Origin of the sequence: Neisseria sp. (assembly GCF_030530745.1) — a bacterium.
GTDB lineage: Bacteria > Pseudomonadota > Gammaproteobacteria > Burkholderiales > Neisseriaceae > Neisseria.
In genome coordinates this window covers 197,946-220,696 of the sequence record NZ_JAUMUI010000001.1, presented here as the reverse complement: position 1 = coordinate 220,696, position 22,751 = coordinate 197,946, and the positions used below count along the sequence as shown (strand labels likewise).

The 22,751-nt window shown below is 55.5% G+C and carries 22 protein-coding genes, 3 tRNA genes and 1 pseudogene; 21 read left to right on the top strand and 5 right to left on the bottom strand.

Features of this window, described 5'->3' with window-relative positions; genetic code table 11:
- Positions 1-380: glutathione binding-like protein (locus Q3970_RS01055; protein WP_303098756.1), on the top strand; the 380-nt coding region annotated here is incomplete at its 5' end.
- Between the two features lie 52 nt (positions 381-432).
- A complete protein-coding gene (locus Q3970_RS01050; protein WP_303098755.1) occupies positions 433-882 on the top strand; it encodes a ClpXP protease specificity-enhancing factor in 450 nt (149 codons plus the stop codon).
- A 218-nt stretch (positions 883-1,100) separates the two neighbouring features.
- Here Q3970_RS01050 and folD read toward each other — a convergent pair whose 3' ends face one another.
- Positions 1,101-1,958: a bifunctional methylenetetrahydrofolate dehydrogenase/methenyltetrahydrofolate cyclohydrolase FolD gene (gene folD / locus Q3970_RS01045; protein WP_303098754.1), complete on the bottom strand. Its 858-nt coding sequence runs from the start codon at positions 1,956-1,958 to the stop codon at positions 1,101-1,103.
- A 221-nt stretch (positions 1,959-2,179) separates the two neighbouring features.
- Between folD and Q3970_RS01040 the strand changes: the two genes are divergently transcribed.
- From Q3970_RS01040 to Q3970_RS01015, 6 genes are all read left to right on the top strand, one after another.
- Positions 2,180-2,257 (top strand) — tRNA-Pro (locus tag Q3970_RS01040).
- 43 nt (positions 2,258-2,300) lie between these two features.
- Positions 2,301-2,377 (top strand) — tRNA-Arg (locus tag Q3970_RS01035).
- An 18-nt stretch (positions 2,378-2,395) separates the two neighbouring features.
- Positions 2,396-2,471, top strand: a tRNA-His gene (locus Q3970_RS01030).
- 182 nt (positions 2,472-2,653) lie between these two features.
- Entirely contained in the window at positions 2,654-3,163 is a 510-nt protein-coding gene (locus Q3970_RS01025) for an adenylyltransferase/cytidyltransferase family protein (RefSeq protein WP_303098766.1), read from the top strand.
- On the top strand, positions 3,160-4,905 hold the full coding sequence (locus Q3970_RS01020) for a bifunctional biotin--[acetyl-CoA-carboxylase] ligase/type III pantothenate kinase (RefSeq protein ID WP_303098753.1): 1,746 nt from the start codon (positions 3,160-3,162) through the stop codon (positions 4,903-4,905). Before Q3970_RS01025 ends, Q3970_RS01020 begins: the two co-directional genes overlap by 4 nt.
- On the top strand, positions 4,902-5,816 hold the full coding sequence (locus Q3970_RS01015; RefSeq protein WP_303098752.1) for a cell division protein: 915 nt from the start codon (positions 4,902-4,904) through the stop codon (positions 5,814-5,816). Before Q3970_RS01020 ends, Q3970_RS01015 begins: the two co-directional genes overlap by 4 nt.
- A gap of 180 nt (positions 5,817-5,996) precedes the next feature.
- Here Q3970_RS01015 and Q3970_RS01010 read toward each other — a convergent pair whose 3' ends face one another.
- Positions 5,997-7,907, bottom strand: a complete 1,911-nt coding sequence (locus Q3970_RS01010; protein WP_303098751.1) for an ATP-binding cassette domain-containing protein — start codon at positions 7,905-7,907, stop codon at positions 5,997-5,999.
- 144 nt (positions 7,908-8,051) lie between these two features.
- Here Q3970_RS01010 and Q3970_RS01005 point away from each other — a divergent pair, with 144 nt between their 5' ends.
- The gene (locus Q3970_RS01005; protein ID WP_303098750.1) at positions 8,052-8,576 is read left to right on the top strand and encodes an RDD family protein; all 525 of its coding nucleotides are present in this window, start codon (positions 8,052-8,054) and stop codon (positions 8,574-8,576) included.
- 160 nt (positions 8,577-8,736) lie between these two features.
- Here the strand turns inward: Q3970_RS01005 and Q3970_RS01000 are convergent, their stop codons facing one another.
- Positions 8,737-9,711 (bottom strand): 3'-5' exonuclease, encoded by a 975-nt coding sequence (locus Q3970_RS01000; RefSeq protein WP_368494361.1) that lies wholly within the window; start codon positions 9,709-9,711, stop codon positions 8,737-8,739.
- Between the two features lie 182 nt (positions 9,712-9,893).
- Here Q3970_RS01000 and Q3970_RS00995 point away from each other — a divergent pair, with 182 nt between their 5' ends.
- The 11 genes and pseudogenes from Q3970_RS00995 (at position 9,894) to Q3970_RS00950 (ending at position 20,423) form a co-directional block, all read left to right on the top strand.
- Positions 9,894-10,691 carry a DsbC family protein gene (locus Q3970_RS00995; RefSeq protein WP_303098748.1) on the top strand — a complete coding sequence of 266 codons (798 nt, stop codon included), beginning with the start codon at positions 9,894-9,896 and terminating at the stop codon, positions 10,689-10,691.
- A 521-nt stretch (positions 10,692-11,212) separates the two neighbouring features.
- Entirely contained in the window at positions 11,213-12,094 is an 882-nt protein-coding gene (locus tag Q3970_RS00990) for a prephenate dehydrogenase/arogenate dehydrogenase family protein (RefSeq protein WP_303098747.1), read from the top strand.
- Between the two features lie 133 nt (positions 12,095-12,227).
- A complete protein-coding gene (locus Q3970_RS00985; protein ID WP_303098746.1) occupies positions 12,228-12,719 on the top strand; it encodes a disulfide bond formation protein B in 492 nt (163 codons plus the stop codon).
- Positions 12,720-12,934: 215 nt separating this feature from the next.
- Entirely contained in the window at positions 12,935-13,375 is a 441-nt protein-coding gene (mscL, locus tag Q3970_RS00980; protein WP_303098745.1) for a large conductance mechanosensitive channel protein MscL, read from the top strand.
- 167 nt (positions 13,376-13,542) lie between these two features.
- Positions 13,543-14,169, top strand: coding sequence for a hemolysin III family protein (locus tag Q3970_RS00975; protein WP_303098744.1), 627 nt, complete (start codon positions 13,543-13,545; stop codon positions 14,167-14,169).
- A gap of 306 nt (positions 14,170-14,475) precedes the next feature.
- On the top strand, positions 14,476-14,925 hold the full coding sequence (ptsN, locus tag Q3970_RS00970) for a PTS IIA-like nitrogen regulatory protein PtsN (protein WP_303098743.1): 450 nt from the start codon (positions 14,476-14,478) through the stop codon (positions 14,923-14,925).
- Between the two features lie 3 nt (positions 14,926-14,928).
- Positions 14,929-15,963 (top strand): HPr(Ser) kinase/phosphatase, encoded by a 1,035-nt coding sequence (gene hprK, locus Q3970_RS00965; RefSeq protein WP_303098742.1) that lies wholly within the window; start codon positions 14,929-14,931, stop codon positions 15,961-15,963.
- Positions 15,944-16,798: an RNase adapter RapZ gene (rapZ, locus tag Q3970_RS00960; protein WP_303098741.1), complete on the top strand. Its 855-nt coding sequence runs from the start codon at positions 15,944-15,946 to the stop codon at positions 16,796-16,798. The genes hprK and rapZ overlap by 20 nt, the downstream gene beginning before the upstream one ends.
- Before the next feature lie 203 nt (positions 16,799-17,001).
- Entirely contained in the window at positions 17,002-19,563 is a 2,562-nt protein-coding gene (glnD, locus tag Q3970_RS00955; protein ID WP_303098740.1) for a [protein-PII] uridylyltransferase, read from the top strand.
- A gap of 293 nt (positions 19,564-19,856) precedes the next feature.
- A pseudogene (locus tag Q3970_RS10705) lies at positions 19,857-20,058 on the top strand (hypothetical protein).
- Positions 20,055-20,423: a PAS domain S-box protein gene (locus Q3970_RS00950; protein WP_303098739.1), complete on the top strand. Its 369-nt coding sequence runs from the start codon at positions 20,055-20,057 to the stop codon at positions 20,421-20,423. The pseudogene Q3970_RS10705 and the gene Q3970_RS00950 overlap by 4 nt, the downstream one beginning before the upstream one ends.
- 97 nt (positions 20,424-20,520) lie before the next feature.
- On the opposite strand, the gene metW is transcribed toward Q3970_RS00950, so the two are convergent.
- Together metW and Q3970_RS00940 are read right to left on the bottom strand one after the other, a co-directional pair.
- On the bottom strand, positions 20,521-21,105 hold the full coding sequence (gene metW, locus Q3970_RS00945) for a methionine biosynthesis protein MetW (protein WP_303098738.1): 585 nt from the start codon (positions 21,103-21,105) through the stop codon (positions 20,521-20,523).
- Entirely contained in the window at positions 21,098-22,240 is a 1,143-nt protein-coding gene (locus tag Q3970_RS00940; RefSeq protein WP_303098737.1) for a homoserine O-acetyltransferase, read from the bottom strand. The genes metW and Q3970_RS00940 overlap by 8 nt, the downstream gene beginning before the upstream one ends.
- Positions 22,241-22,519: 279 nt before the next feature.
- On the opposite strand from Q3970_RS00940, the gene Q3970_RS00935 reads away from it, so the two are divergent.
- Positions 22,520-22,696: a hypothetical protein gene (locus Q3970_RS00935; protein WP_303098736.1), complete on the top strand. Its 177-nt coding sequence runs from the start codon at positions 22,520-22,522 to the stop codon at positions 22,694-22,696.
- Positions 22,697-22,751: the final 55 nt, after the last annotated feature.

The window sequence follows — 22,751 nt, the reverse complement described above, 5'->3', positions numbered from 1 at the left end:
ACCCGCAGCTGATGCCCGGCGATCCGGTGATGCGCGGCCGCGGCCGTTTGGTGCTGTTCCGTATGGAAAAAGAATTGTTCAGCCACGTGAAAGTGCTCGAATCGCCCGAAGCAGGCAGCAAAGAGCAGGCCAAAGCCCGCGAAGCCATCGCCCAAGGGCTTACCATGCTGGCGCCGTCTTTTGCCAAAACCAAATACATTATGGGCGAAGATTTTTCGATGATTGATGTCGCCCTGTCGCCGCTGCTGTGGCGTTTGAACTACTACGACATCAAGCTGGGCAAATCGGCCGCGCCGATTCTGAAATACGCCGAACGCATTTTCCAGCGCGACGCCTTCATCGAGGCGCTCACTCCCGCCGAAAAAGCCATGCGCCGTTAAACCCCGCCGGGGTTGTCCGTCTGAAGCCGCCTTTATCGAAAGGAATGCCGCCATGACCACTACCACCAGCACCAAACCCTACCTGCTGCGTGCATTTTACGAATGGTGTTTGGACAACAACCAAACCCCGCACATCGTTGCCTGGGTAAACGAGCACACCCGTGTGCCCATGCAATATGTGCGCGACAACGAAATCGTGCTGAACATCGGCACCATCGCCAGCCATGCGCTGACGATAGACAACGAATGGATACACTTTTCCGCCCGCTTCGGCGGCGTGGCACATGAAATCTGGATTCCCGTCGGCCACGTTATCAGCATTTTCGCCCGCGAAAGCGGCGAAGGCATGGGGTTTGAAGTAGAGCCTTATCAAACGGAAAGCGGGAAAAAAGGCAGCGACGCGCTGCATCCGGTGGAAAAGGAACAGCAGGAAACCGAACCTGCCGATCCGCCCGAAAACGGCGGCGGCAAACCCAAAAAAGGTTTGAAGCTGGTGAAATAGGGCGGTTTATTGTGAATTTGTGCTATCCGGCGCCGAAACCGTAAAAGCAGGAAGGCCGTCTGAAAATATTTTTTCAGACGGCCTTCCTGCTTTGTTACAACCGTTGAAGAAGGGTTTGCAAAGCCTTGCCGGTTTTTAAAAAACGCCTCATGACGCTGTCAAATACAGGTATGGCGGAAAACTTTTTCAAGCGACAACGTTTCCGTTTTGCCAAGGTTTCAAGCTTTGTCGTGCAGTGCGGCCGCATACAGCGTGTTTTCCAGCAGCGTGGCAATCGTCATCGGGCCGACGCCGCCGGGCACGGGGGTAATCATCGATGCGCGTTCTTTGGCCGCATCGAATTCCACATCGCCGCACAATTTGCCGTTGTCCAAACGGTTGACGCCCACATCGATAACCACCGCGCCGGGTTTGATCCATTCGCCTTTCACAAAGTTCGGAATGCCCACGCCGGCCACCACAATATCGGCGGCGGCTACTTCGGCGGCGAGGTTTTGGGTTTTGCTGTGGCAGATGGTTACGGTGGCGCGCGCCAGCAGAAGCTCCAGCATTTGCGGGCGCCCCACGATATTCGATGCGCCCACCACCACGGCTTTTTTACCCTCGGGATTGATGCCGTAGGCTTCGAGCAGCGTCATCACGCCTTTGGGGGTGCAGGGGCGCATCAGCGGCATTTTCACCACCAAACGGCCGACGTTGTAGGGGTGGAAGCCATCCACGTCTTTATGCGGCAGAATGCGCTCGAGCACGGCTTGGCTGTCGATTTGCTTGGGCAGCGGCAGTTGCACCAAAATGCCGTCCACATCGGGGTTGGCGTTTAAACTGTCAACCAATTGCAATAAATCTTCCTGCGGAGTTTCTGCCGGCAGCTCGTAAGAGAGAGATTTGAAACCCACTTTTTCGCACGCCAGCTTTTTGTTGCGCACATAAACCGCGCTGGCCGGGTCGTCTCCAACCAGCACCACGGCCAGGCAGGGCGTGCGCAAACCGGCGGCGCGGCGCACGGCGGTTTCTTGGGCGACTTTTTCTAAACGTTGCTGGGAAATTTCTTTGCCGTTAATCAGTTGGGCAGTCATGACAGAGATATCCTTTGCTGGCAGGGAAATGGGTGAAGAGCGCGGATTATCGCATTTTCGGCGCAGGTTTTCACTTGTTTTCTGAAGTTTTTGCCGGTCGGTTGTGCGGCTGAAAACTATAAATCATACAATAAATGAAACAGATAGCATAAGTGCAAGGCTTCGGCCTGCGGCAGGGCTTGACGTTTGCCGCCCCCCTCGGTATAGTTCGGCTTTCTCGTCGGGGCGTAGCGCAGTCTGGTTAGCGCACCTGTTTTGGGAACAGGGGGTCGTGAGTTCGAATCCCACCGCCCCGACCAGGCTCCGGAACAAACAAGCCCGATAAGGCGCGAACACCGCAACGCGCCCGTAGCTCAACCGGATAGAGCACCCGCCTTCTAAGCGGGCGGTTACAGGTTCGATTCCTGTCGGGCGTGCCAGATTAAAGTTTTCTTGCGGTGGCTGTAGCTCAGTTGGTAGAGCCCCGGATTGTGATTCCGGTTGTCGTGGGTTCGAGCCCCATCAGCCACCCCAAATTCCGAAACCCGTGTATAAATGCATACACGGGTTTTCTTTTATTCCGGCTTTTATTCCGGCTTTTCAGACGGCCTGCAAGGTTCTCGGCCGTCTGAAAATGCCGTTGCGTGCCCGCTTTCCCAAAACGTGCCGCTTCGGTATCATTTGGGCATCTTAAATCCTTTTCAGAAAGCCGCATGATGAGCAATTGGCCTTTGCCTGCTTTTGAACACAAAATCTGCCCGCCCGAAGAATTGGCTGCGCGCATCGCCGGGCTGCCGCGCCCGCTGGTGTTTACCAACGGCTGTTTCGATATCCTGCACCGCGGCCATGCTACTTATCTGGCGCAGGCGCGGGAAACGGGGGCGGCGCTGGTGTTGGCACTGAATACCGATGCTTCGGTGAGGCGGCAGGGGAAAGGCAGCGACCGTCCGATTAACACGCTCGAAAACCGTGCCGCCGTGGCTGCCGCATTGGCCTGTGTGGACGTGGTTACCTGGTTCGACGACGACACACCCGCCACATTGATAGAGGCCGTCAAGCCCGATATTCTGGTTAAAGGCGGCGACTGGCCGGTGGAAAAAATCGTCGGCGCACCGGAAACGCTTGCGCGCGGCGGCAAAGTGTATTCGATTCCGTTTCTGCACCAAACGTCCACCACCCAAACGCTGGCAAAAATCCGCGCCGCAGAGGGGGCAGGACAGAAATGATGCCGCTCAAACCGCAGCATTGGAAGCTGCTTGCCGCGCTTTCAGACGGCCTGCCGCAACATGTTTCGGCGTTGGGTTTGGCCGCCGGCGTGAAGCCGCAGCAGATTAACGGATTGTGGCAGCAGATGCCGCCCCATATCCGCGGCCTGCTGCGCCAGCACGACGGGCAATGGCGGCTGGTGCGTCCGCTGGCGGTGTTCAACGAAGAGCAGTTGCGGCAAATCGGTGTGCAACACGGTTTTCAGACGGCCTTGTATCACGAATGCACATCCAGCAACGATATCGTGCTGGAAGCGGCCAAAGCCTCACCGCAGCAGGCCGATGGCCTGCTGGTGCTGGCACACAGCCAGAGCAAAGGGCGCGGCAGGCAGGGAAAAGTGTGGCAGAACCGTTTGGGCGAGTGCCTGATGTTCAGCTTCGGCAGTGTGTTTGAACAACCGCAGCATGAATTGGGCGCACTCGCACCTGCCGTAGCGCTGGCTTGTCATTCTGCTTTAACCAAGCTCGGTGTGCCCGCGCAAATCAAGTGGCCGAACGATTTGGTGGTGGGGCGGAACAAACTCGGCGGCATCTTGATCGAAACCGTGCGCAACGGCGGCAAAACTGTTGCCGTAACGGGTATAGGCATTAATTTCGTATTGCCCAAAGATGTGGAAGATGCGGTTTCTGTGCAGGCGGTTTCCGCTGCAGCACGGCCTGTGCAAGCCGGCGTGCTGCTGTCGGCCTTATTGGGCGAACTCTCAGCCGTGATCGGCTGTTACAGGCAGCACGGTTTTGCTCCGTTTTTGGAAGCATACCAGGCTGCCAACCGTGATCACAACCGCCCTGTGCGCCTGCTGCAAAACGGAGAAACCGTTTGTGAAGGCGTGGCGGCAGGCATTACCGGGCAAGGTGCTTTGCGGCTGCAGACCGAAAGCGGCGAGCATATCGTGGTGAACGGCGAAATCAGCCTGCGCCCCGGCGACAACCCGCTCCCTGTTCAGACGGCCGCAACAGAAAAATACCTGCTGCTCGACGGCGGCAACAGCCAGTTGAAATGGGCGTGGGTGGAAAACGGCAGCATCGTCCACACCGGCCGTGCGCCCTACCGCGATTTGACCCTGCTCGGCACAGAATGGCAGGAGCGCGGCGGGGATAATGTGCGCATTGTCGGCAGCGCCGTGTGCGGCGAAGCCAAAAAAGCCCAAGCCGCCGCGCAATTGCCTCAGCCGGTAGAATGGTTGTCTTCCATGCCGCAGGCGTTGGGCATACGCAACCATTACCGCAACTATATCGAACACGGTACCGACCGCTGGTTTAACGCGCTGGGCAGCCGCCGTTTCACACAAAACGCCTGTGTAGTGGTCAGCTGTGGTACCGCCGTAACGGTGGACGCACTCACCGACGACAACCATTATCTCGGCGGCACCATCATGCCGGGCTTCCACCTGATGAAAGAGGCCATGGCTTTGAAAACCGCCAACCTCAACCGCCCGATAGGGCGCGTGTATCCCTTTCCTACCACTACCGCCAACGCGTTGGCCAGCGGCATGATGGATGCCGTATGCGGATCGGTATTGCTGATGCACGCGCGGCTGCGTGAAAAAGTGGGGGCAGGCAAACCCGTCGACCTGATTATCACGGGCGGCGGCGCCTCCAAAGTGGTGCAGGCGTTGCCGGCGTCATTTGTTTTGGACAATATAGTTAAAATTGTAGATAATCTCGTTATTTACGGCTTACTTAACTGGATACAACAACAATGAAATGGCTATTTGCCGTGCTGGTAGCGTTAAACATCATCGTTTTTGGCGGAACGGTTGCCAGCCGCATTGCAGAAAAACAAAGAAACGCCTCCGCGCCTGTGCAAGGTGTGGATGTTCCGCAACAGCAACAAACGGTACCTGCCGCGGTGGAAACTTTGCATCCGGCGGCGGTTTCTGCCCCCGAATGGGTTGCAGATTCTGTTTCGGCCTCTGCCGCTTCTGCTGCTTCGGAACCGGCTTTGCCCGCTTCGGAAACCGAAACCGATGCAGCACGTCTGGCACAAGAGAAGGCTGAGAGGGAGGCCAGGCAAAAAGAGGCCCAAGAGCTGGAAGAAAAAAACAGGAAAGAGCGGGAAGAAAAAGCCAGGCGCGAGCAGCTGGAAAAAGAAAAAGCCAAACGCGAACAGGAACGGCAAAAAAACGCCGAAGCCAAAAAAGAAAGCAGCCAATGCACCTCTCCCGCATCGGTAACGTTGAACGAAGACGATTACCACCGCATCAAAGGCCTGCTGCGCCGATGGCCGCACGCCGCTTCGCGTACGGTTGAAAAGCGGGAGGCCGACCAAGTGCAAAAAACCTACCGCGTGTTGGTTTCGGCAGACGGTGATGCGGCAGCCATGATCGACAGCTTGGCGGCCAAGGGTTTCAGCGGCAGCATTCACGAAGGCAGTATCAGCGTGGGTGTCGCCCGAAGCCGTTCCGCAGCCCAAGTGTTGATTTCGCGCCTGGCAACCGCAGGTTTCGGCGGTACCCGTATTCAAGAGCAGGAAGAACACGGTGCTTCTCCCGAAGGCGGCTTGAGTGTGGCTAAAATGCAGGTAACGTTTATGGATGTGGATGATCAGTCTGCACAGGAAATCCAGAAAGTGGTTTCACGCTACGGCAAACTGAGCCGCAAGGCGTGCAGATAAGGAAACGGGCGTTGCCCGGCAACAAAAATACCCGGGTGCTTCCCGGGTATTTTTTATGGGGTTTGTTGGAAAGGGCGGGCGGAAACCTTGCAAAATTCCCTCATGCCGTCTGAAATATCCGACGTCATACCTTAGGTATGATGCAGGGAATTTAAAATACCGGCATAACTTGCAAAGGTTTCAACCCGCGCCGTTTTTCTTGTTTTCCAATATTTCCCAGCGTTCCAGTTTTTCCAACAGCAGCATTTCGACTTCCGCCGCGCGCGTTTGCAGGGCGCCGGCTTTTTCGTAGTCTTTGAAGATTTCTGGATCAGAAAGCTGCATGTTGAGTTCGGCCTGTTCGTTTTCCAGGGCGGTGATTTCTTCGGGCAGGGCGTCGAGTTCGCGCTGTTCTTTGTAGGAGAGTTTTACCGTGCGGTTGGCTTTGCGTTCGGTTTTTATGTTTTCAGACGGCCTTTCGGTTTTGCTGTTCGAGGCCGTCTGAAAACTTTGCTCGCGTTTTTTGGCATCGAGATAGTCTTCATAGCCGCCGATGTATTCTTTCAGACGGCCTTCTCCTTCAAACACGATGCTTTGCGTAATCACGTTATCCAAAAACATCCGGTCGTGGCTGACCAGAAACACCGTGCCCTGATAATCGCGCAACAGCTCTTCCAAAAGCTCTTGCGTGTCGATGTCCAAATCGTTGGTCGGCTCGTCGAGCACCAGGATATTGGCGGGTTTTGTAAACAGTTTGGCCAGCAACAGGCGGTTGCGTTCGCCGCCGGAGAGTGAAGAAACAGGGCTTTGTGCGCGGGCGGGCGGGAACAGAAAATCTTCAAGGTAGCTCATCACGTGTTTTTTCTTGCCGCCGATTTCCACATAATCGTTGCCTTGTCCGAGCGTGTAGAACACGGTGTCGTTTTCGTTGAGCGCGCTTCTGAACTGATCGAAATAGGCCACTTCCTGTTTGCTGCCGATGCGGATGCGGCCGTAGGTGGGCTGCAATTCGCCCAAAATCAGCTTTAAAAAAGTGGTTTTGCCGATGCCGTTGGGGCCGATTAAGCCGATTTTGTCGCCGCGCTGAATCACGGCGGAGAATTTATCGATGATGACTTTGCCGCCGTATTGGAACGAAGCGTGTTCCAGCTCGGCGATGATTTTGCCGCTTTTTTCGCCGCTGTCGAGTTTGAAGTTCACCTGCCCCTGCCGTTCGCGGCGTTCGGCGCGTTGGCGGCGCAATTCTTCCAAACGGCGCACGCGGCCTTCGTTTCGGGTGCGGCGCGCTTCGATGCCTTTGCGTATCCAGGCTTCTTCTTGGGCGTGGAATTTGTCGAACAGGCGGTTGTGTTCGGCTTCGACGGCCAACTCCTGCGCTTTTTTCTCGCTGTATTTGGAAAAGCTGCCGGGGTAGGAACGCAGCGTGCCGCGGTCGAGTTCGACGATGCGGCCGGCGGTGTTGTCGAGGAAGCGCCGGTCGTGGGTGATGACTACGATGCTGCCTTCAAAGGCTTTGAGCAGGTTTTCCAGCCAGATGATGGCGTCGATGTCGAGGTGGTTGGTGGGTTCGTCGAGCAGCAGGATATCGGGCTTCTGCACCCACGCCTGCGCCAGCGCCACGCGTTTTTTCTGGCCGCCGGAAAGGTTGCCGATCAATTCGTTTTCAGGCAGGCCCAGTTCGCTGACGGCCTGCCTGATAGCCGCGTCGAACTGCCAGCCGTTTTGTGCTTCCAATTCGGTTTGCACCTCGTGCAGCGCTTTCAATAAGGCATCGTCGGTGCCGTTTTCCAGCTCGCGGCTGATGCGGTGGTAGCGGCGCAAAATGCCGCGCAGGCCGCCCAAACCTTCGGCTACCACGTCGAACACGCTCTCTTCGGGGTTGAAAAACGATTCTTGCGGCACATACACGGTTTTCAGGCCGTTTTGCAGAATCAGCCGGCCGTCGTCGGCTTTCTGCACGCCCGCCAGAATTTTCAGCAAGGATGATTTGCCCGCGCCGTTGCGGCCGATCAGGCCGACTTTTTCGCCGCTGTTAAGCTGGAACGAGGCTTTGTCGAGCAGGGCGACATGGCCGACGGCGAACGAGAGGTTTTCTGCTTGCAGGATATTCATGGTTTCGGGCGCGTAAAAAGCGTGTATTTTAATGGATGAGGCCGTCTGAACAAAGTGTTTCAGACGGCCTGCCGCCGCGCCGCTATACGCTGTGCCGTTATCCGCTATAATAGCCGCCTTGATTATCGTGCCGCTTTTTATTTTATGACCCTGCCTGCCGTTTCCCTAAAACGCCGCCTGATTGCGCTGCTGTATGAAGCGCTGCTTGCGGGTGCTGTCGGCGCGGTGGCCGCGCTGCCTGCCGGTGTGGCCGCCACGCTGCTCAACACCGTTTCCCATGTTTTGTCCAGCCTGGCGGCCACGCTGATTCCGCTGGCGGTGTGGTGGTTTTATTTCAAGGCCAATTGGTATAAAAAAGGGCAAACGTTGCCGATGAAAGTGTGGGGCATAGGGCTGGCCGATGCGTCGGGCGCCCGTCCGCCACTGCGCCGGTTGCGCCTGCGCTTTATGTGGGCGTGTGTGTTGGTTATTTTTGTGCCTATGCTGGCTTATTCGGCTTTGCGCCACTTCGGCCAAATCCCCCCGCGGCCGGCTTTCGGCGCGGCGCTGGTTTGGTGGATACTGCCGTGGGGCTTTGCTTTGTTGAATCCGGACCGCCAGTTTTTATACGATTATCTGGCGGGAACCCGTTTGGTGGATGTGCGGGAGAAGCGCAAGGGTGGGGATTGAGCGGCGGCACCTTGAAATTTCTGCGTTATGCCCGGGTTTGACCCGGGCATTTTTCAACAGCCCTCAAAAATTTAAGATATTCGGGCAAGGCCCGGGTGTAGCCGGATCGGGTATTTCAGACGGCCTCAAGGCCTCTTGTAAAGGCTCCGGCGGCCAAAAATTACCGCCATGCGGTGCAGAATTCGGCCCAATGGGCTTTTTCTTCGGCCAGCGTTTTCAAGTAGCCTTTCATGCGTTTGATTTCCAGCTCGTATTCGTCGGCATCGAGTGCGCCGCTCATCATGCGGAAGCGCAGATACATTAAATAAGTGTTGGCAGCATCGGTTTCGCAATAGTCGCGGATGTCTTTCAGACGGCCTGCATGGTAGGCTTCCCACACTTTGCTGCCGTCCATGCCGAGTTTGCCGGGAAAGCCGCACAGTTTGGCCATGTCGTCGAGCGGCACGCTGGCACGGGGCTGGTAGAGGGCGAGCAGGTCCATCAGGTCGCAATGGCGGCTGTGGTAGCGGCTGATGTAGTTGTTCCATTTGAAGTCGCGGCTGTCGCCGAAATCGCCTTCGCCCATGTCCCAATAGCGGGCGGCGGGAATGCCGTGTATCAGGGCGCGGTAGTGCAAAACGGGCAGGTCGAAGCCGCCGCCGTTCCAGCTCACCAGTTGCGGCGTGTGGGTTTCGACCAGATCGAAAAACTTGGCGATCATGGTTTCTTCGTCGTCGCTGGTTTCGCCTATGGTGCCGACGTGGATTTTATCCTGCCCCCAACGCATACAGCAGGAAATCGCCACCACTTGGTGCAGGTGGTGCTGCATGAAGTCGCTGCCGGTTTGGGCGCGGCGTTTCTGCTGGGCGAAAACAACCGCATCGGCATCGTTTACGCTGTCGGGCAGTTCGTAAAGGGTGCGTATGCCCTTCACATCGGGCACGGTTTCGATATCGAAGGCTAGAATCGGGGTCATGGCTGGGGCTTCCGTATAAGGTTTCGGCATTTTGGCATGAAGCGGCGCGTGCGCCAAGTGTGGTGTGAAAATATCATGTTCAGGGTGGAAATTCATCAAGTTTCCTTTTCGGTTGAGACCCCGCCGGTTATGGCGGTAGAATTTGGGTTTATCGGATAGGGGGGGGTAACCCCTTCCCAATCAGGGCAACACGTAGGGCGGCGCTTTATGTGTCGTCCTGTGTGTTGAAACATGTTTTAACGGAAAGAAATGCAGAATTTGGTAAAATACGTGCGTTTAAAAGGCCGTCTGAACGTTTCAGACGGCCTTGAGGGCTTTTCAGGCAGGGCGCAACCCCGCACATAAACGATACGAGGAAATACATGAAATTCATCAAACAACCGCTGCTGCATGCCTTGCTGATGGCTTCGCTGGCGGCCTGCGGCCAAACGCCGGTGAAAAACGGTCAGGCAGGCGCCAAGCCGCAGAAGGAGCAAGCCGAAGTCAAAACAGGCACCGAAGCTGCCATTAAGGCCAAGCTGGAAAAAACCTATGCCGGGCAGAAGCTGAGCGTGCAAAGCGTGCGCACCACGCCTATCGGCGGTATTTACGAAGTGGTGGTGTCGGGCAACCAGATTATCTACACTGATGCCAAAGCCGACTATATTCTGCAGGGCAGCCTGCTCGACACTAACAGGCGCATCGACTTGACCGAAGAACGTATGGCCGAGTTGAACACCGTTGAATTCGATTCGCTGCCGCTCGATAAAGCCGTTAAAGAAGTGCGCGGCAACGGCAAACTCAAAGTAGCGGTGTTTTCCGACCCCGACTGCCCGTTCTGCAAACGTTTGGAGCACGAATTTGCCAAGATGACCGACATCACCATTTACAGTTTTATGATGCCGATTGCCAGCCTGCACCCCGACGCCGCCCGCAAGGCAGAACAAATTTGGTGCCAGAAAGACCGTACCGCCGCATGGACGGCTTGGATGCGCGAAGGCAAAATGCCGCCGCAGGTTGCAGGTTGCGAAAATCCGGTGGAAGAAACCACTTCGCTGGGCGAGCAGCTCGGTTTTTACGGCACGCCTGCGCTGGTGTTTCCCAACGGGCGCACGCAAAGCGGCTACAGCCCTCTGCCGCAGTTGCAGAAGGCTGTTGAGGAAAACCAGAAAAAAGTGTAAGCATTTTTTGGCTGTTTTTGACTGTTTATGCATTTCAGAATGTGGTCTGACACATTAAACAATGCCGCACCCGGGCTTGGCCCGGGTGTTTTTTATTTCGAGTACCGAGAGGTGCCTGAACCGGATCCAGGTATGGCAAGCGGATTAATTTAACTTTCGCTCGCGCCTTACTATACTTGCACTATCTGCAGCTTGCAGCTTGCTGCTTGGTATCAAAGTAATTAAACCCGCTATAGGAGCCACTAATTAAATAGTTGGGAAGAGAAAATGTTTCAATACACAGGACGGCACATAAAGCGTCGCCCTACGTATTGTCCTGATTGGGAAGGGGTTGCGCCCCTCCAATAAACCCAAATTCTGCCGCCATAAATAACGGGGTTTCAACCGTAAAGGAATTTTTGATGAAAACAGGGGACGGGTCGTCTGAAAAATCATTCCGACAGCCTGTATTTAGTTAAATGCCTGTTAAGTAACCACCCAATCAGGTAAACTGGCGGCCTTAATCTGCTTTCCGTTCCGTTATGACCGCCATCCTTCAACCACTGCGCATCACCCTTATCGGCGTCGGCCTGATAGGCGGATCGTTTGTGCTTGATTTGAAACACAAAGGGCTGGCGGGCACGGTAACGGGCATCGACCTTGACCGCAGCAACCTCGACCGCGCGTTGGAGCGCAAAGTAGTCGACCGCGCGTTTGATCATATTTGCGCCGAAGCAGTCGGCGGGGCGGATTTAGTAGTGGTGGCTACGCCCGTCGCCACTTTGCCGGCCGTGTGCGCGGAACTGGCGCCGTTGCTTGACGGGCATACCGTGATAACCGACGTGGGCAGCACCAAACAGTCGGCAATCGACGCGTTCAGGCAATATCTGCCGCAACAACTGCCGCGCTGCATCGCCGTCCACCCGATAGCCGGTTCTGACCGCAGCGGCGCATTAGCGGCACAGTTCGGGCTGTTTCAAAACAAAAAACTGATTATCTGCCCGCACGGCGCAGAAGATTCAGACGGCCTTTGCCTGGTGGAATCGCTGTGGCAGGCGGCGGGGGCGCAAACCTTCCGCATGAGCGCGCAAGAACACGATGCCGTTTTCGCCGCCGTGTCGCACCTGCCTCACCTCTTGGCCTACGCTTATGTGCACCAAATCGCCACTCATCCCGACGGCGGCGTTTATTTCGATTTCGCCGCTTCGGGCTTTCGGGACTTCACCCGCATCGCATCCAGCCACCCCGCCGTCTGGGCCGATATCTGCCTGGCCAACAAACACAGCCTGCTCGCATTGCTCGACGGCCAGCAGCAGCAGCTTGCCGCCTTGAAAACTATGCTCGAAGCGGGCGATGCCGCTGCACTTTACCGTTATTTCGAAGAGGCCAAGCGGGCGCGAGACGATTGGGCGGCGGTGCAATAAAACGGCGGCAGCCGCGCGGGCGGTATCGGACAGGCCGTCTGAAAGCGTACCGCGCCCGCCGGTTGACGGCTTTTTCTTTTGAAACTGATGAAATTTACCGCCATCTGGCCTGCCTGATACGGAGTATTTATTTATGAATCTTTTCCGCAAAACCTTATGGGCCGTGGTGGTGCTTTCGGTCTGCACCGCCATAGGTTCGTTTTATTCGCAATACGTTATGGGGTTAAACCCCTGCGTGTTGTGCATTTTGCAGCGTTTATCGGTGTTGGCCGTCGGCATAACGGCGCTGCCGGCCGCGCTGGGCAGGCAGAAGAGCAGGGCGGGGCGTATGTTCAGCGCGCTGCTGGTGAGCGTGCCTGCCGTGTATGGTGCAGGCGTGGCGGTGTATCAAATGTATATTCAAAGTCTGCCGCCGGGCGCAGCTCCGGCTTGCGGAGCGCCGTGGACGTTCCGTCTGCGCGACTGGCCGCTGTTCGATTTATACGAGCCGGTTATCCGCGGTTTCGGCGATTGTGCCGTGCCAGATTATTTCTTCGGCGTACCGCTGCCGGTGTGGAGCGTGCTGTATTTTAGTTTTGTGCTGCTGTTGGTGTGGGGGAGCTGGCTGAAAAGCCGTTCGCTTTAATGAGGGCGGGGTGCGGCAAAAAAGTTACATTTGCTGTCGAACGGTATTTTTTACACCTGAACGGAAACCAAAACCGCTGTTTTGAGCATTAAGTACAAAATTTAACTATTTAATACATATCATTACAATAAATCCAGTACTATGCGCGGTCTTGTTTTGAAAGCGTAATTTTACCGCTTCATGCATTTTTTTGAGTTTTTTAGAAAGGAAGTATTATGTCTTTGGCACAAGAATTTAAAGAGTTTATCATGCGCGGTAACGTTATCGACCTTGCAGTCGGTATGGTTATCGGTACGGCGTTTAGCGGCATCGTAAAATCTTTGGTTGACGACGTGATTATGCCCCCCATCGGCATCCTGATCGGCGGTGTGGATTTCTCGAACCTGTTCATCACCCTGAAAGACGGTGCCAATGCCCCTGAAGCCGGCTATGCTACTTTGGCTGCCGCTCAAGAGGCCGGCGCGGTTACCCTGAATTTGGGCCTGTTCATCAACACCATTATCAGCTTCCTGATTATCGCCGCCGCCATTTTCGTGGTAATCAAACTTATCAACAAACTGAAGCGCGAAGCTCCGGCAGCCGAAGAAGCTCCGGCCGAACCTTCCGAAGAAGTGTTGCTGCTGCGTGAAATCCGTGATTCTTTGAGCAAAAAATAATATTTGCCCGAACGATAATCAGGCCGTCTGAATATTTTCAGACGGCCTGAATTTTTAGGATTCATACCGGGTTTTGCAAAGCCTTTAACCCGATTTAATTATAGACGGCTGCACGTTTGATGCAGAATGCAGTAAACTGACAAGCCCTTCAAATAAGAACTGTTACGATGTACGCAGGTGAAAAATTTAACGCATACAGCCATTTGGCAGGCGCGGTGTTGGCTGTGGCCGGGCTGGTACTGCTTTTGGTTAAGGCGGCAGGCACGCTTGATGTTTATAAAATCATCAGTGCGGCAGCTTACGGAGCCTGCCTGATTGTGCTGTATGCCGGTTCCACGGTTTACCACAGCGTGCCTCAGCCGAAAGTGAAGGCGGTGCTGCAAAAAGTAGACCATTGCGCCATTTATCTTTTGATTGCAGGCAGTTATACGCCGTTTACGCTGGTGTCGCTGCACGGCGCATGGGGCTGGTCGCTGTTCGGCGTATCGTGGGGGTTGGCGGTGTTCGGTATCGCCCAAGAGCTGACCATAGGCCGAAAGAGCGAAAAACGGCTGCTTTCGATGATACTGTATGTGCTGATGGGTTGGCTGGTGCTGGTGGCGATTTATCCGCTGGCCAAAAGCCTGCCGCCGGAGGGGCTGTTTTGGCTGGTGTTGGGCGGCCTGCTTTACAGCGCGGGGATTTATTGGTTTGTGAATGATGAAAAAATCAAGCACGGCCACGGCATCTGGCACCTGTTTGTGCTCGGCGGCAGTTTGGCGCAGTTTGTTTGTGTATATTTTTATGTGATTTAGGGCTTGCCGACGTCCAATACAACAACGGTATTTTGGATCCAAAACTGCTTCGTCGGTTAAATGCCGGCAGACATCGGTGCCTGTCGTGCCTGCGTGTAATGAAAATTCCCCGGCCGTCTGAAACTGCCCAAGGTTTTCAGACGGCCTCGCCTTTAAATATAACTTGGTTGTAAGTTTATGAATTATTTAAAAATAAATAGTTTCAGGGCGGGGTGGGATTATGTAAATCAGGGCTGAAAAGTTTGAGGTTTGACCTGACAGTGGGTACAATCCGCTCCTGTTTTGCTTACATAAGTTGAGACCAATATGAGCCTGATCAGCGAAATCCTGCCTTTATCCCATATTGAGCTGGATTTGGAAGTCAGCAGTAAAAAACGCGTGTTCGAGCAGGCGGGGCTGTTGTTGGAAAACGAAGCCGGATTGGCGCGCGCCGACGTGTTCGACTGCCTGTTTGCCCGCGAAAAGCTCGGCACCACCGGCCTGGGGCAGGGAGTGGCGATTCCGCACGGCCGCCATGCTTCGGTGAAAAAAGCGGTGGGCGCGTTCATCCGCACTAAAGATCCTGTGCCTTTTGATGCGCCCGACGGCAAACCGGTTTCGCTGATTTTTGTTTTGCTGGTGCCTGAAAACGCTACCGGCGGGCATTTGGAAGCGTTATCCAAATTAGCAGAGCGTTTCTCGCAAAAAAACGTGCGGGAAGCTTTAACGGCCGCCGTTTCTGCAGAAGAAGTGCGGCGGCTTTTGAGCGAAGAGTAAATTATGCCCAGTATTTCCGTCCGCCGCCTGTATCAGGACAACCAGCACAAGCTGCAACTGGCTTGGGCGGCCGGTACGGCGGGAGCCGACAACCGTATCGGCATAGAGGCCGACAAGCCCGTTTTGGCGCTGGTCGGCCATTTGAATTTTATCCACCCCAACCAAGTGCAGGTAATCGGCGTGGCCGAAGCCGAATTTCTGAAGCGCATGGAAGAGGGGGCCGACGATCTCAGCGATCTGAGCACGATGGTGGATAAAACCCGCCCCATGCGCCAGGTGCAGGCAAACGGCAACCCTGAAGAGAGCTTCGGCGCGCTGTTTGATATTCCCATGTCGGTGGTGATTGTGGCCAACGGCCTGCCCGTGTCGCCCATGCTGCGCGACTACTGCCACACCAACAATATCCCGCTGCTCACGTCCAAACTGGAAAGCCCGCATTTGATGGACGTGCTGCGGATTTACCTGCAACGCACGCTGGCGGTTTCCACCGTGAAGCACGGCGTGTTTCTCGATGTGTTTGAAATCGGCGTGCTGATTACCGGCCAATCCGGCTTGGGCAAAAGCGAGTTGGCATTGGAACTCATTTCGCGCGGGCACAGCCTGATTGCCGACGATGCGGTCGAACTTTACCGCACAGGCCCCGAAACGCTCGACGGCCGCTGCCCGCCCATGTTGAAAGACTTTCTCGAAGTGCGCGGGCTGGGGGTGTTGAACATCCGCCATATTTTCGGCGAAACGTCTATCCGGCCGAAAAAAATCCTTCAATTAATCATCAATTTGGTTGCTGCCGACGATGAATACATGAAACGGCTCGACCGTTTGAGCATCCGTTCGGAAACCGAATCCATTTTAGATGTCAGCGTGCGTTCGGTTACCCTGCCCGTGGCAGTGGGCCGCAACCTGGCCGTATTGGTAGAAGCCGCCGTGCGCAACTATATTCTTCAGCTTCGCGGCAAAGACAGTACCAAAGAATTTTTGGAACGCCACCAAAGCATGTTGAAAGAAAACGAAACCAGCCATGAAAATAGTATTGATTAGTGGGCTTTCCGGTTCGGGAAAATCGGTTGCGCTCAAGCTTCTGGAAGATTTGGGCTATTACTGTGTCGATAACCTGCCCATCCAACTCCTGCCCGGCCTGGTGGCCTATCATGCCGAAAGCAGCGAAGTTGCCCGGTTGGGCATCAGCATGGATATCCGTTCGCGAATCGACATCAAAGAAGCGCAAACCCGGATTCAAGCCCTGCGCGATCAAGGGCACGAAGTCGAAATTCTCTTTCTCGAAGCTGAAGAGGGCGTTTTGGTACGCCGTTTTTCGGAAACACGCCGCAGCCATCCCCTTTCCGGCCAAACCCTGACCCTGCTGGAAAGCCTGCAGCAGGAAAAAACCTGGCTGTTTCCCCTTCGAGAGGCCGCCTACTGCATCGATACCTCCAAAATGAATGCCCAGCAGCTGCGCTACACCGTGCAGCAATGGCTCAAACACGAGCGGCAGGGATTATTGGTACTTCTCGAATCGTTCGGCTTCAAATACGGCGTGCCCACCAATGTGGATTTTCTGTTCGACATGCGCAGCCTGCCCAATCCCTATTACGACACCGAGCTGCGTCCTTTCAACGGCCGCGACAAGCCGATTCGGGATTATCTGGGCAACCAGCCTGCCGTGCAGGAAATGATCAACGATATCGGCAACTTTATGAGCCGCTGGCTGCCGCAGATGCAGGTGGAAAGCCGCAGCTACGTTACCATCGGCATAGGCTGCACCGGCGGCCAGCACCGCTCGGTGTATGTGGTGGAAAAACTGGCCGAACGCCTGCAGGGGCACTACGAACTGCTGGTGCGCCACCGCCAGCTGAACCGTTTGGCGGAACGCTGACGGTTCGGGAGGCAGGCCGGAAGGCAGCGCAGGTTTTCAAACATCTGCTCCATATTCGGATCCGCCTGGGGTGTTTTTTATCAGCCATATGTGGAAAAATTACAAATTCTGCAGGACGTTAAGTTTTCCGCTTTTACAGATTCTGCTTTTTCCAATATTTAAGGCCGTCTGAAAGTTTTCAGACGGCCTGTGCACACAACATCATGCAAGCCTTAATCCAATCTGCCGCTCAAAACCTCAAACTTCAAAAACAGCAGGCCGTAGAAGCTTATTTCGCCAAGCGGCGGGCAACGGTTTTTTTCGAGCAATACACCAAAGCCATCGAGAATGCGCTGGTAGTGTTGTGGCAGGCGCTTTTTTCTGACAGCCCGCTGTGCCTGCTGGCCACCGGCGGATTCGGACGCGGGGAGATGTATCCTTATTCCGATGTCGATCTGGCCGTCGTGTCGCCTGAACCGCTCACGGCGCAGCAGCAGGAAAAAGCCGAAATCTTCGTGCAGGCACTGTGGGATATGCAGCTGGTTCCCGCCGTGAAAACCGGCAGCGTGGAAGAGTTGTGCGGGAGCGTGCGCGAAGACATCACAGGCGACACAGCTTTTCTTGAGGCCCGTTTCCTTTGCGGCAGCCGTGTTTTAGCCGGCCGGCTTTTGCAGCGTATGGATTTGCAGCGCGACACCGTAGCTTTTCTTGAAGCCAAAATAATGGAAATGCAGCAGCGCCATGCCAAGTCGCAAGGATCGGGTGCGGTGCTCGAACCCAACATCAAAAACTGCCCGGGCGGCCTGCGCGACATCCACACTATGTTGTGGCTGGCGCGGGCGCAAGGCTTGGACGCACCTTTGGGCACCCTGATTTCTCAAGGTGTGGTTACCCGGACAGAAGCAGCGATGCTGCTTAACAGCCATAAAAAACTGGCTGCCATCCGCATCGGCCTGCACCTGGCGGCAGGGCGGTGTGAAGACAGGCTGATTTTCGACCTGCAAACACAGGTGGCCGAAAACATGGGCTGGCGCGATGATGCCCGCCGCATCAAAAGCGAAAAACTGATGCGGGTGTTTTACCGTGCCAGCAAAACCGTGATGCAGCTCAACGGCATTCTGCTGCCCATGCTGCGCGGGCGTGTGTATTCGCAGGTGCACCGCATTGTTTACCGTATCGATGATAATTATTACCAGGTGGGCAACCGGCTGGCGGTATACGATAAAAAACTGTTTTCCCGCCACCCCGAACACTTGTGGAAAGCGGTAGAAATCCTGCAAACGCGTAACGACATCACCACGCTTGCCCCGAAAACCCTGCGCAACTGGTGGGCGGCTTCGCGCAAAATCAATACCGCGTTTTACAACAACCCCGAAAACCGCCGCCGTTTCGTCGGTTTTTTCAAGCACGGCGAAGGGTTAACCCATGTGATGCGCTTTCTCAACCTCTACGGCGTGCTCGAACGCTACCTGCCCGCTTGGGATAAAATCGTCGGCCTGCTCCAGCACGATCTGTTCCACATTTATCCCGTAGACGACCATATTTTAACCGTGCTGCACAATATGCGCCGCTTGGCGATGGATTCGCGCAGCCACGAGCTGCCGTTTGCTTCGGCGCTGATGCAGGCATTCGAAAAGCAGCATATCCTTTATCTGGCCGCACTGTTTCACGATATTGCCAAAGGACGGGGCGGCGACCATTCGGTAGAAGGCATTGCCGACGCCCGCCGTTTTGCCGCCGACCATTTTCTCAGCGAAGAAGAAAGCGACCTCTTGGCCTGGCTGGTGGAAGACCATCTGCTGATGTCGGCGGTGGCGCAGAAAGAAGACATTCAAGATCCGGACGTGATCAACAACTTCTGCGGGCGCGTGAAAACGCAGGAGCGGTTAAACGCACTTTACCTGCTCACCGTTGCCGACATCCGCGGCACCAATCCCAAACTGTGGAACAGCTGGCGTGCCGGCTTGCTGGAAAACCTCTTTCACGCCGCCGCCCGCCGTTTTGCCGGCGAAAGCGGCAGCCGCCGCGTGATTGTCAGCCGCCGCCAGCAGGGTGCGGCCGATCAGCTCGCCCGTGCAGGCACGCCCGAAAAACAGCAGCAGAAACTCTGGCAGGCACTGGGGCCGGCTTATTTTGTGCGCCACGAATTGCGCGAAATCCTTTGGCATACCGCCAACCTCGTCCATCAAACCGAACAGCCGCAGGTGCGCAGCCGCATTTTGCCCGAGAGCGATACCTTGCAGGTGATGGTGTTCATGCCCAACCAACCGCGCCTGTTCGCCCGCCTGTGCCGCATTTTCAGCCGCCACGGCCTCGATATTCTCGCCGCACGCGCTTTCGTTACTGAGCACGGCTATATTCTCGACACCTTTATCGTGCAGATACCGCCCAAACACGCCGCCGCCGATTACCCCAACGTGCAAAGCGCACTTGAAGCCGAAATCAACAATTTCATCCACGGCTGTGACACCACCGCCGAACACACCGCCTGCGGCATCCGCAGCCGCCGCAGCCTCCACCTGCCCATCGCCCCGGGCGTGCATCTGACCGCCGAGCAGGATTATCCGGGCTGGTACACGCTCGAAATCGTCGCCGTCAACCGCCCCTATCTGCTGGCCGACGTTGCCGAAGTGTTGTCCGACCAAGGCATCAGCCTGCGTTACGCCAAAATCGCCACCCTCGACGAACGTGTGGAAGACAGCTTTGTGCTGTTCAGCCCGCATCTGGAAAACCCGAAAAACCAGCTTGCCTTAAAACAGGCGCTGCTGGCGCAATTGTCGGTTTAACGGCCAATAGACGCAGATGTCTGAAATAAACAGAGGCTGATACCTTTGCGAAACTCTTTTAGGCACCTTAAAACACTTACGTCATGCTCGGGCTTGACCCGAGCATCTTTTTGTTTTAGAAGAAAAAGAGATAATCGGGTTGAGCACGGGTATGACGAAATATAATACATTCAGGATTAAAACGGCTTTTTTGCAAAGGCTTCAGGCCGTCTGAAAACTTTCAGACGGCCTGAAGTCTGATATAGTGAATGAACACAAAAAGATACAAGGTGCGCTGACACCGTAGGAGACTTTTGCAAAACCCCCATCTGCGGCGCATTTCTTCGTTGTGCGTTTATGCCCTTTAGGGTACTGCTCGCTCGCTTAGCCTATCTGTTTGATATGTCTGCACTCGCTGCGCTGCTACGCCTTGAACTGCATCCACATCTGGGGGCAAAGGTCTCCGTAGATTTTTGTGTTCATTCACTCACTATAAAAAAAGGAACCCTGCCATGAACCTGCCTTATCAAGCCATGCTCGAACAAGCCACCGATTCGGTTATCTACGCCGACCAAACGGGCATTATCCGTTTTTGGAACCGCGCCTCTGAAATGCTGTTCGGTTTCAGCGCCGAAGAAGCCGTCGGCCGAAGCCTCGATATTATTATTCCCGAACATCTGCGCGAACCGCATTGGCGGGGGTTTTATGCCGCCATCGAAACGGGCAGAACCAAACACGGTGGCAAGCCAGCGCGCACCAAGGCGTTAAACAAAGCCGGCGGATATATTTATGCCGAAGTGGGTTTTTGTGTGGTGGTTGATGAAGAAACGGGGCAGAAAGGGGCATTGTCAATCGCCCGTGCGGCAGCGCCGAAAGGATAAACTGAGATTAAAGATGCCATGCCCGAAGCAAACAGAGGCCGTCTGAAAACTTTCAGACGGCCTCTGGTTGTCTGTTAACAGCAACCTCAAAACCAAACTAGCCCACGCGGTAAAACGCCAGGCTGCCGAGCAGGTTGGGCAGGATGTTGATGCGCCGGCCTGCGGTCATCACCGTGCGTTCCAGTACGCGGATATGGTTTTTGGCGCACAGGCGGTCGAAATCCTGCAGGGTGCACCAGTGGATATTGGGCGTGTTATACCATTGGTAGGGCATGCGCTCGCTCACCGGCATATGGCCCAACAGGCCGATTTGCAGGCGGTTTTTCCAGTAGCCGAAATTGGGGAACGATACGATGGCCTGTTTGGCCACGCGGGTGAGGTCTTGCAGAATGGTTTCGGTGTTCTGCATGGCCTGTATGGTTTGGCTCAACACGATGATGTCGAAGCTGTCGGCATCGAAATCCTGCAAGCCTTGTTCCAAATCGGCCTGTATCACGTTGATGCCGCGTTCCATCGAGGCGAGCACGCCCTCGGTGTCGATTTCCACGCCGTAGCCGCTGCAGTTTTTTTCCCGAATCAGGGCGGAAAGCAGCTCGCCTTTGCCGCAGCCTAAATCCAGCACGCGGCTGCCGGCGGGAATCCAACCGTAAATCAATTGTAAGTCGTCGCGCAGCTCAGTCACGGCGGCACTCCTCGGCTACGTTGTTCATATAGGCGCGCACGGCGCGGATATAGGGTTCGTCGGTCATCAGAAAGGCATCGTGGCCGTGGTGCGACTCCACTTCGATATACTGCACACTTTTTCCGGCTTTCACCAAATGTTTCACCAGTGCGCGCGAGCGGGCGGGGGCGAAACGCCAGTCGGTGCTGAAGCTGGCTACGAAAAATTTGGCCTGCACGGTTTTGAGGGTGGCCACCAAATCGTTGCCGAACTCGGCGGCAGGGGCGAAATAATCCAACGCTTTGGTCATGCGCAGATAGGTGTTGGCATCGAAGCGTTCGGCGAATTTGTCGCCCTGATAGCGCAGGTAGGATTCGACTTCGAATTCAACGTCGTAGCTGTATTGATAGCCGTCGGCGTGCATATTGCGGCCGAATTTTCTGCCCAAACCCTGTTCGGCAAGGTAGGTGATATGCCCCATCATGCGGGCGATGCGCAGGCCGCGGCGGGGAATGGTTTGATGGCGGCGGTAGTGGCCGTCGTGGAAATCGGGGTCTGTGATGATGGCTTGGCGGGCTACATCGTTAAAGGCGATGTTTTGTGCGGAAAGGCGGGTGGCCGAGGCAATCACGAGGGCGTGGCGCACGCGGTCGGGGAAGTCTATCGTCCATTGCAGGGCCTGCATTCCGCCCAAGCTGCCGCCGACAACGGCCGCCCATTGCCTGATGCCGAAATGATCAGCCAAAAGGGCTTGGCTTTGCACCCAGTCTTTCACCGTTACCACGGGGAAGTCGGCGCCGTATTCTCCGCCGGTTTCGGGGTTGGTGCTCAAGGGGCCGGTGCTGCCGTGGCAGCCGCCGAGGTTGTTCAGCCCCACCACGAAAAAACGGTCGGTGTCGATGGGTTTGCCGGGGCCGACCATGTTGTCCCACCAGCCGGGGTGTTTGTCGTCGGGCGAATGGCGGCCGGCAACGTGGTGGTTGCCCGAAAGGGCGTGGCAGACCAATACGGCGTTGGATTTGCCCGCGTTGAGCGTGCCGTAGGTTTCGACCATCAAATCGAAGCGCGGCAGGGTTTGGCCGTTTTGCAGGGTGAGCGGCGTTTCAAACGCGATTTTCTGCGGGGTTACAATCCAAACGTCGGCTTTGTCGGTCATGGCGGGCAGGCGCAAATTCGGGAAAACGGCTATTATATAGCGGAAAAACTTATTTCTGCCACAAGGCAGCAAGCCGCAGACAGTACAAATAGTACGGCAAGGCGCAGCAACGCCGTGGCAGAAATAAAGTTTTTTCCGCTATAGCGGTTTGGTTTTGATTTGTGTGCGCATACGGCTGCGGCGGATATGCCGCTGTTTTTGTGTGTACGCTTTGCAGGGGCCGTCTGAAATCCGAATCTTTCAGACGGCCTCTGCGGCGAGCTTGGGAAACGGAATATTATGATAGGCCGCATTTTACGCATTGCGTTTCTGATTGCGCTGGTTGCTCTGGTGGTGCACCGCCTGTTTAACCGCAGGCAGAAACGCGCCCTGCACGAAATCGTGCAAATCAGCGCGTGGGTGTTTTTGGCGGCGGCGCTGGCGGTGCTGGTGTGGTATGTGCTGGGTGCGTGGTGAGGCTGTTTTGAATTTTGCAATCGGGCAGGCCGTCTGAAAATTTTCAGACGGCCTG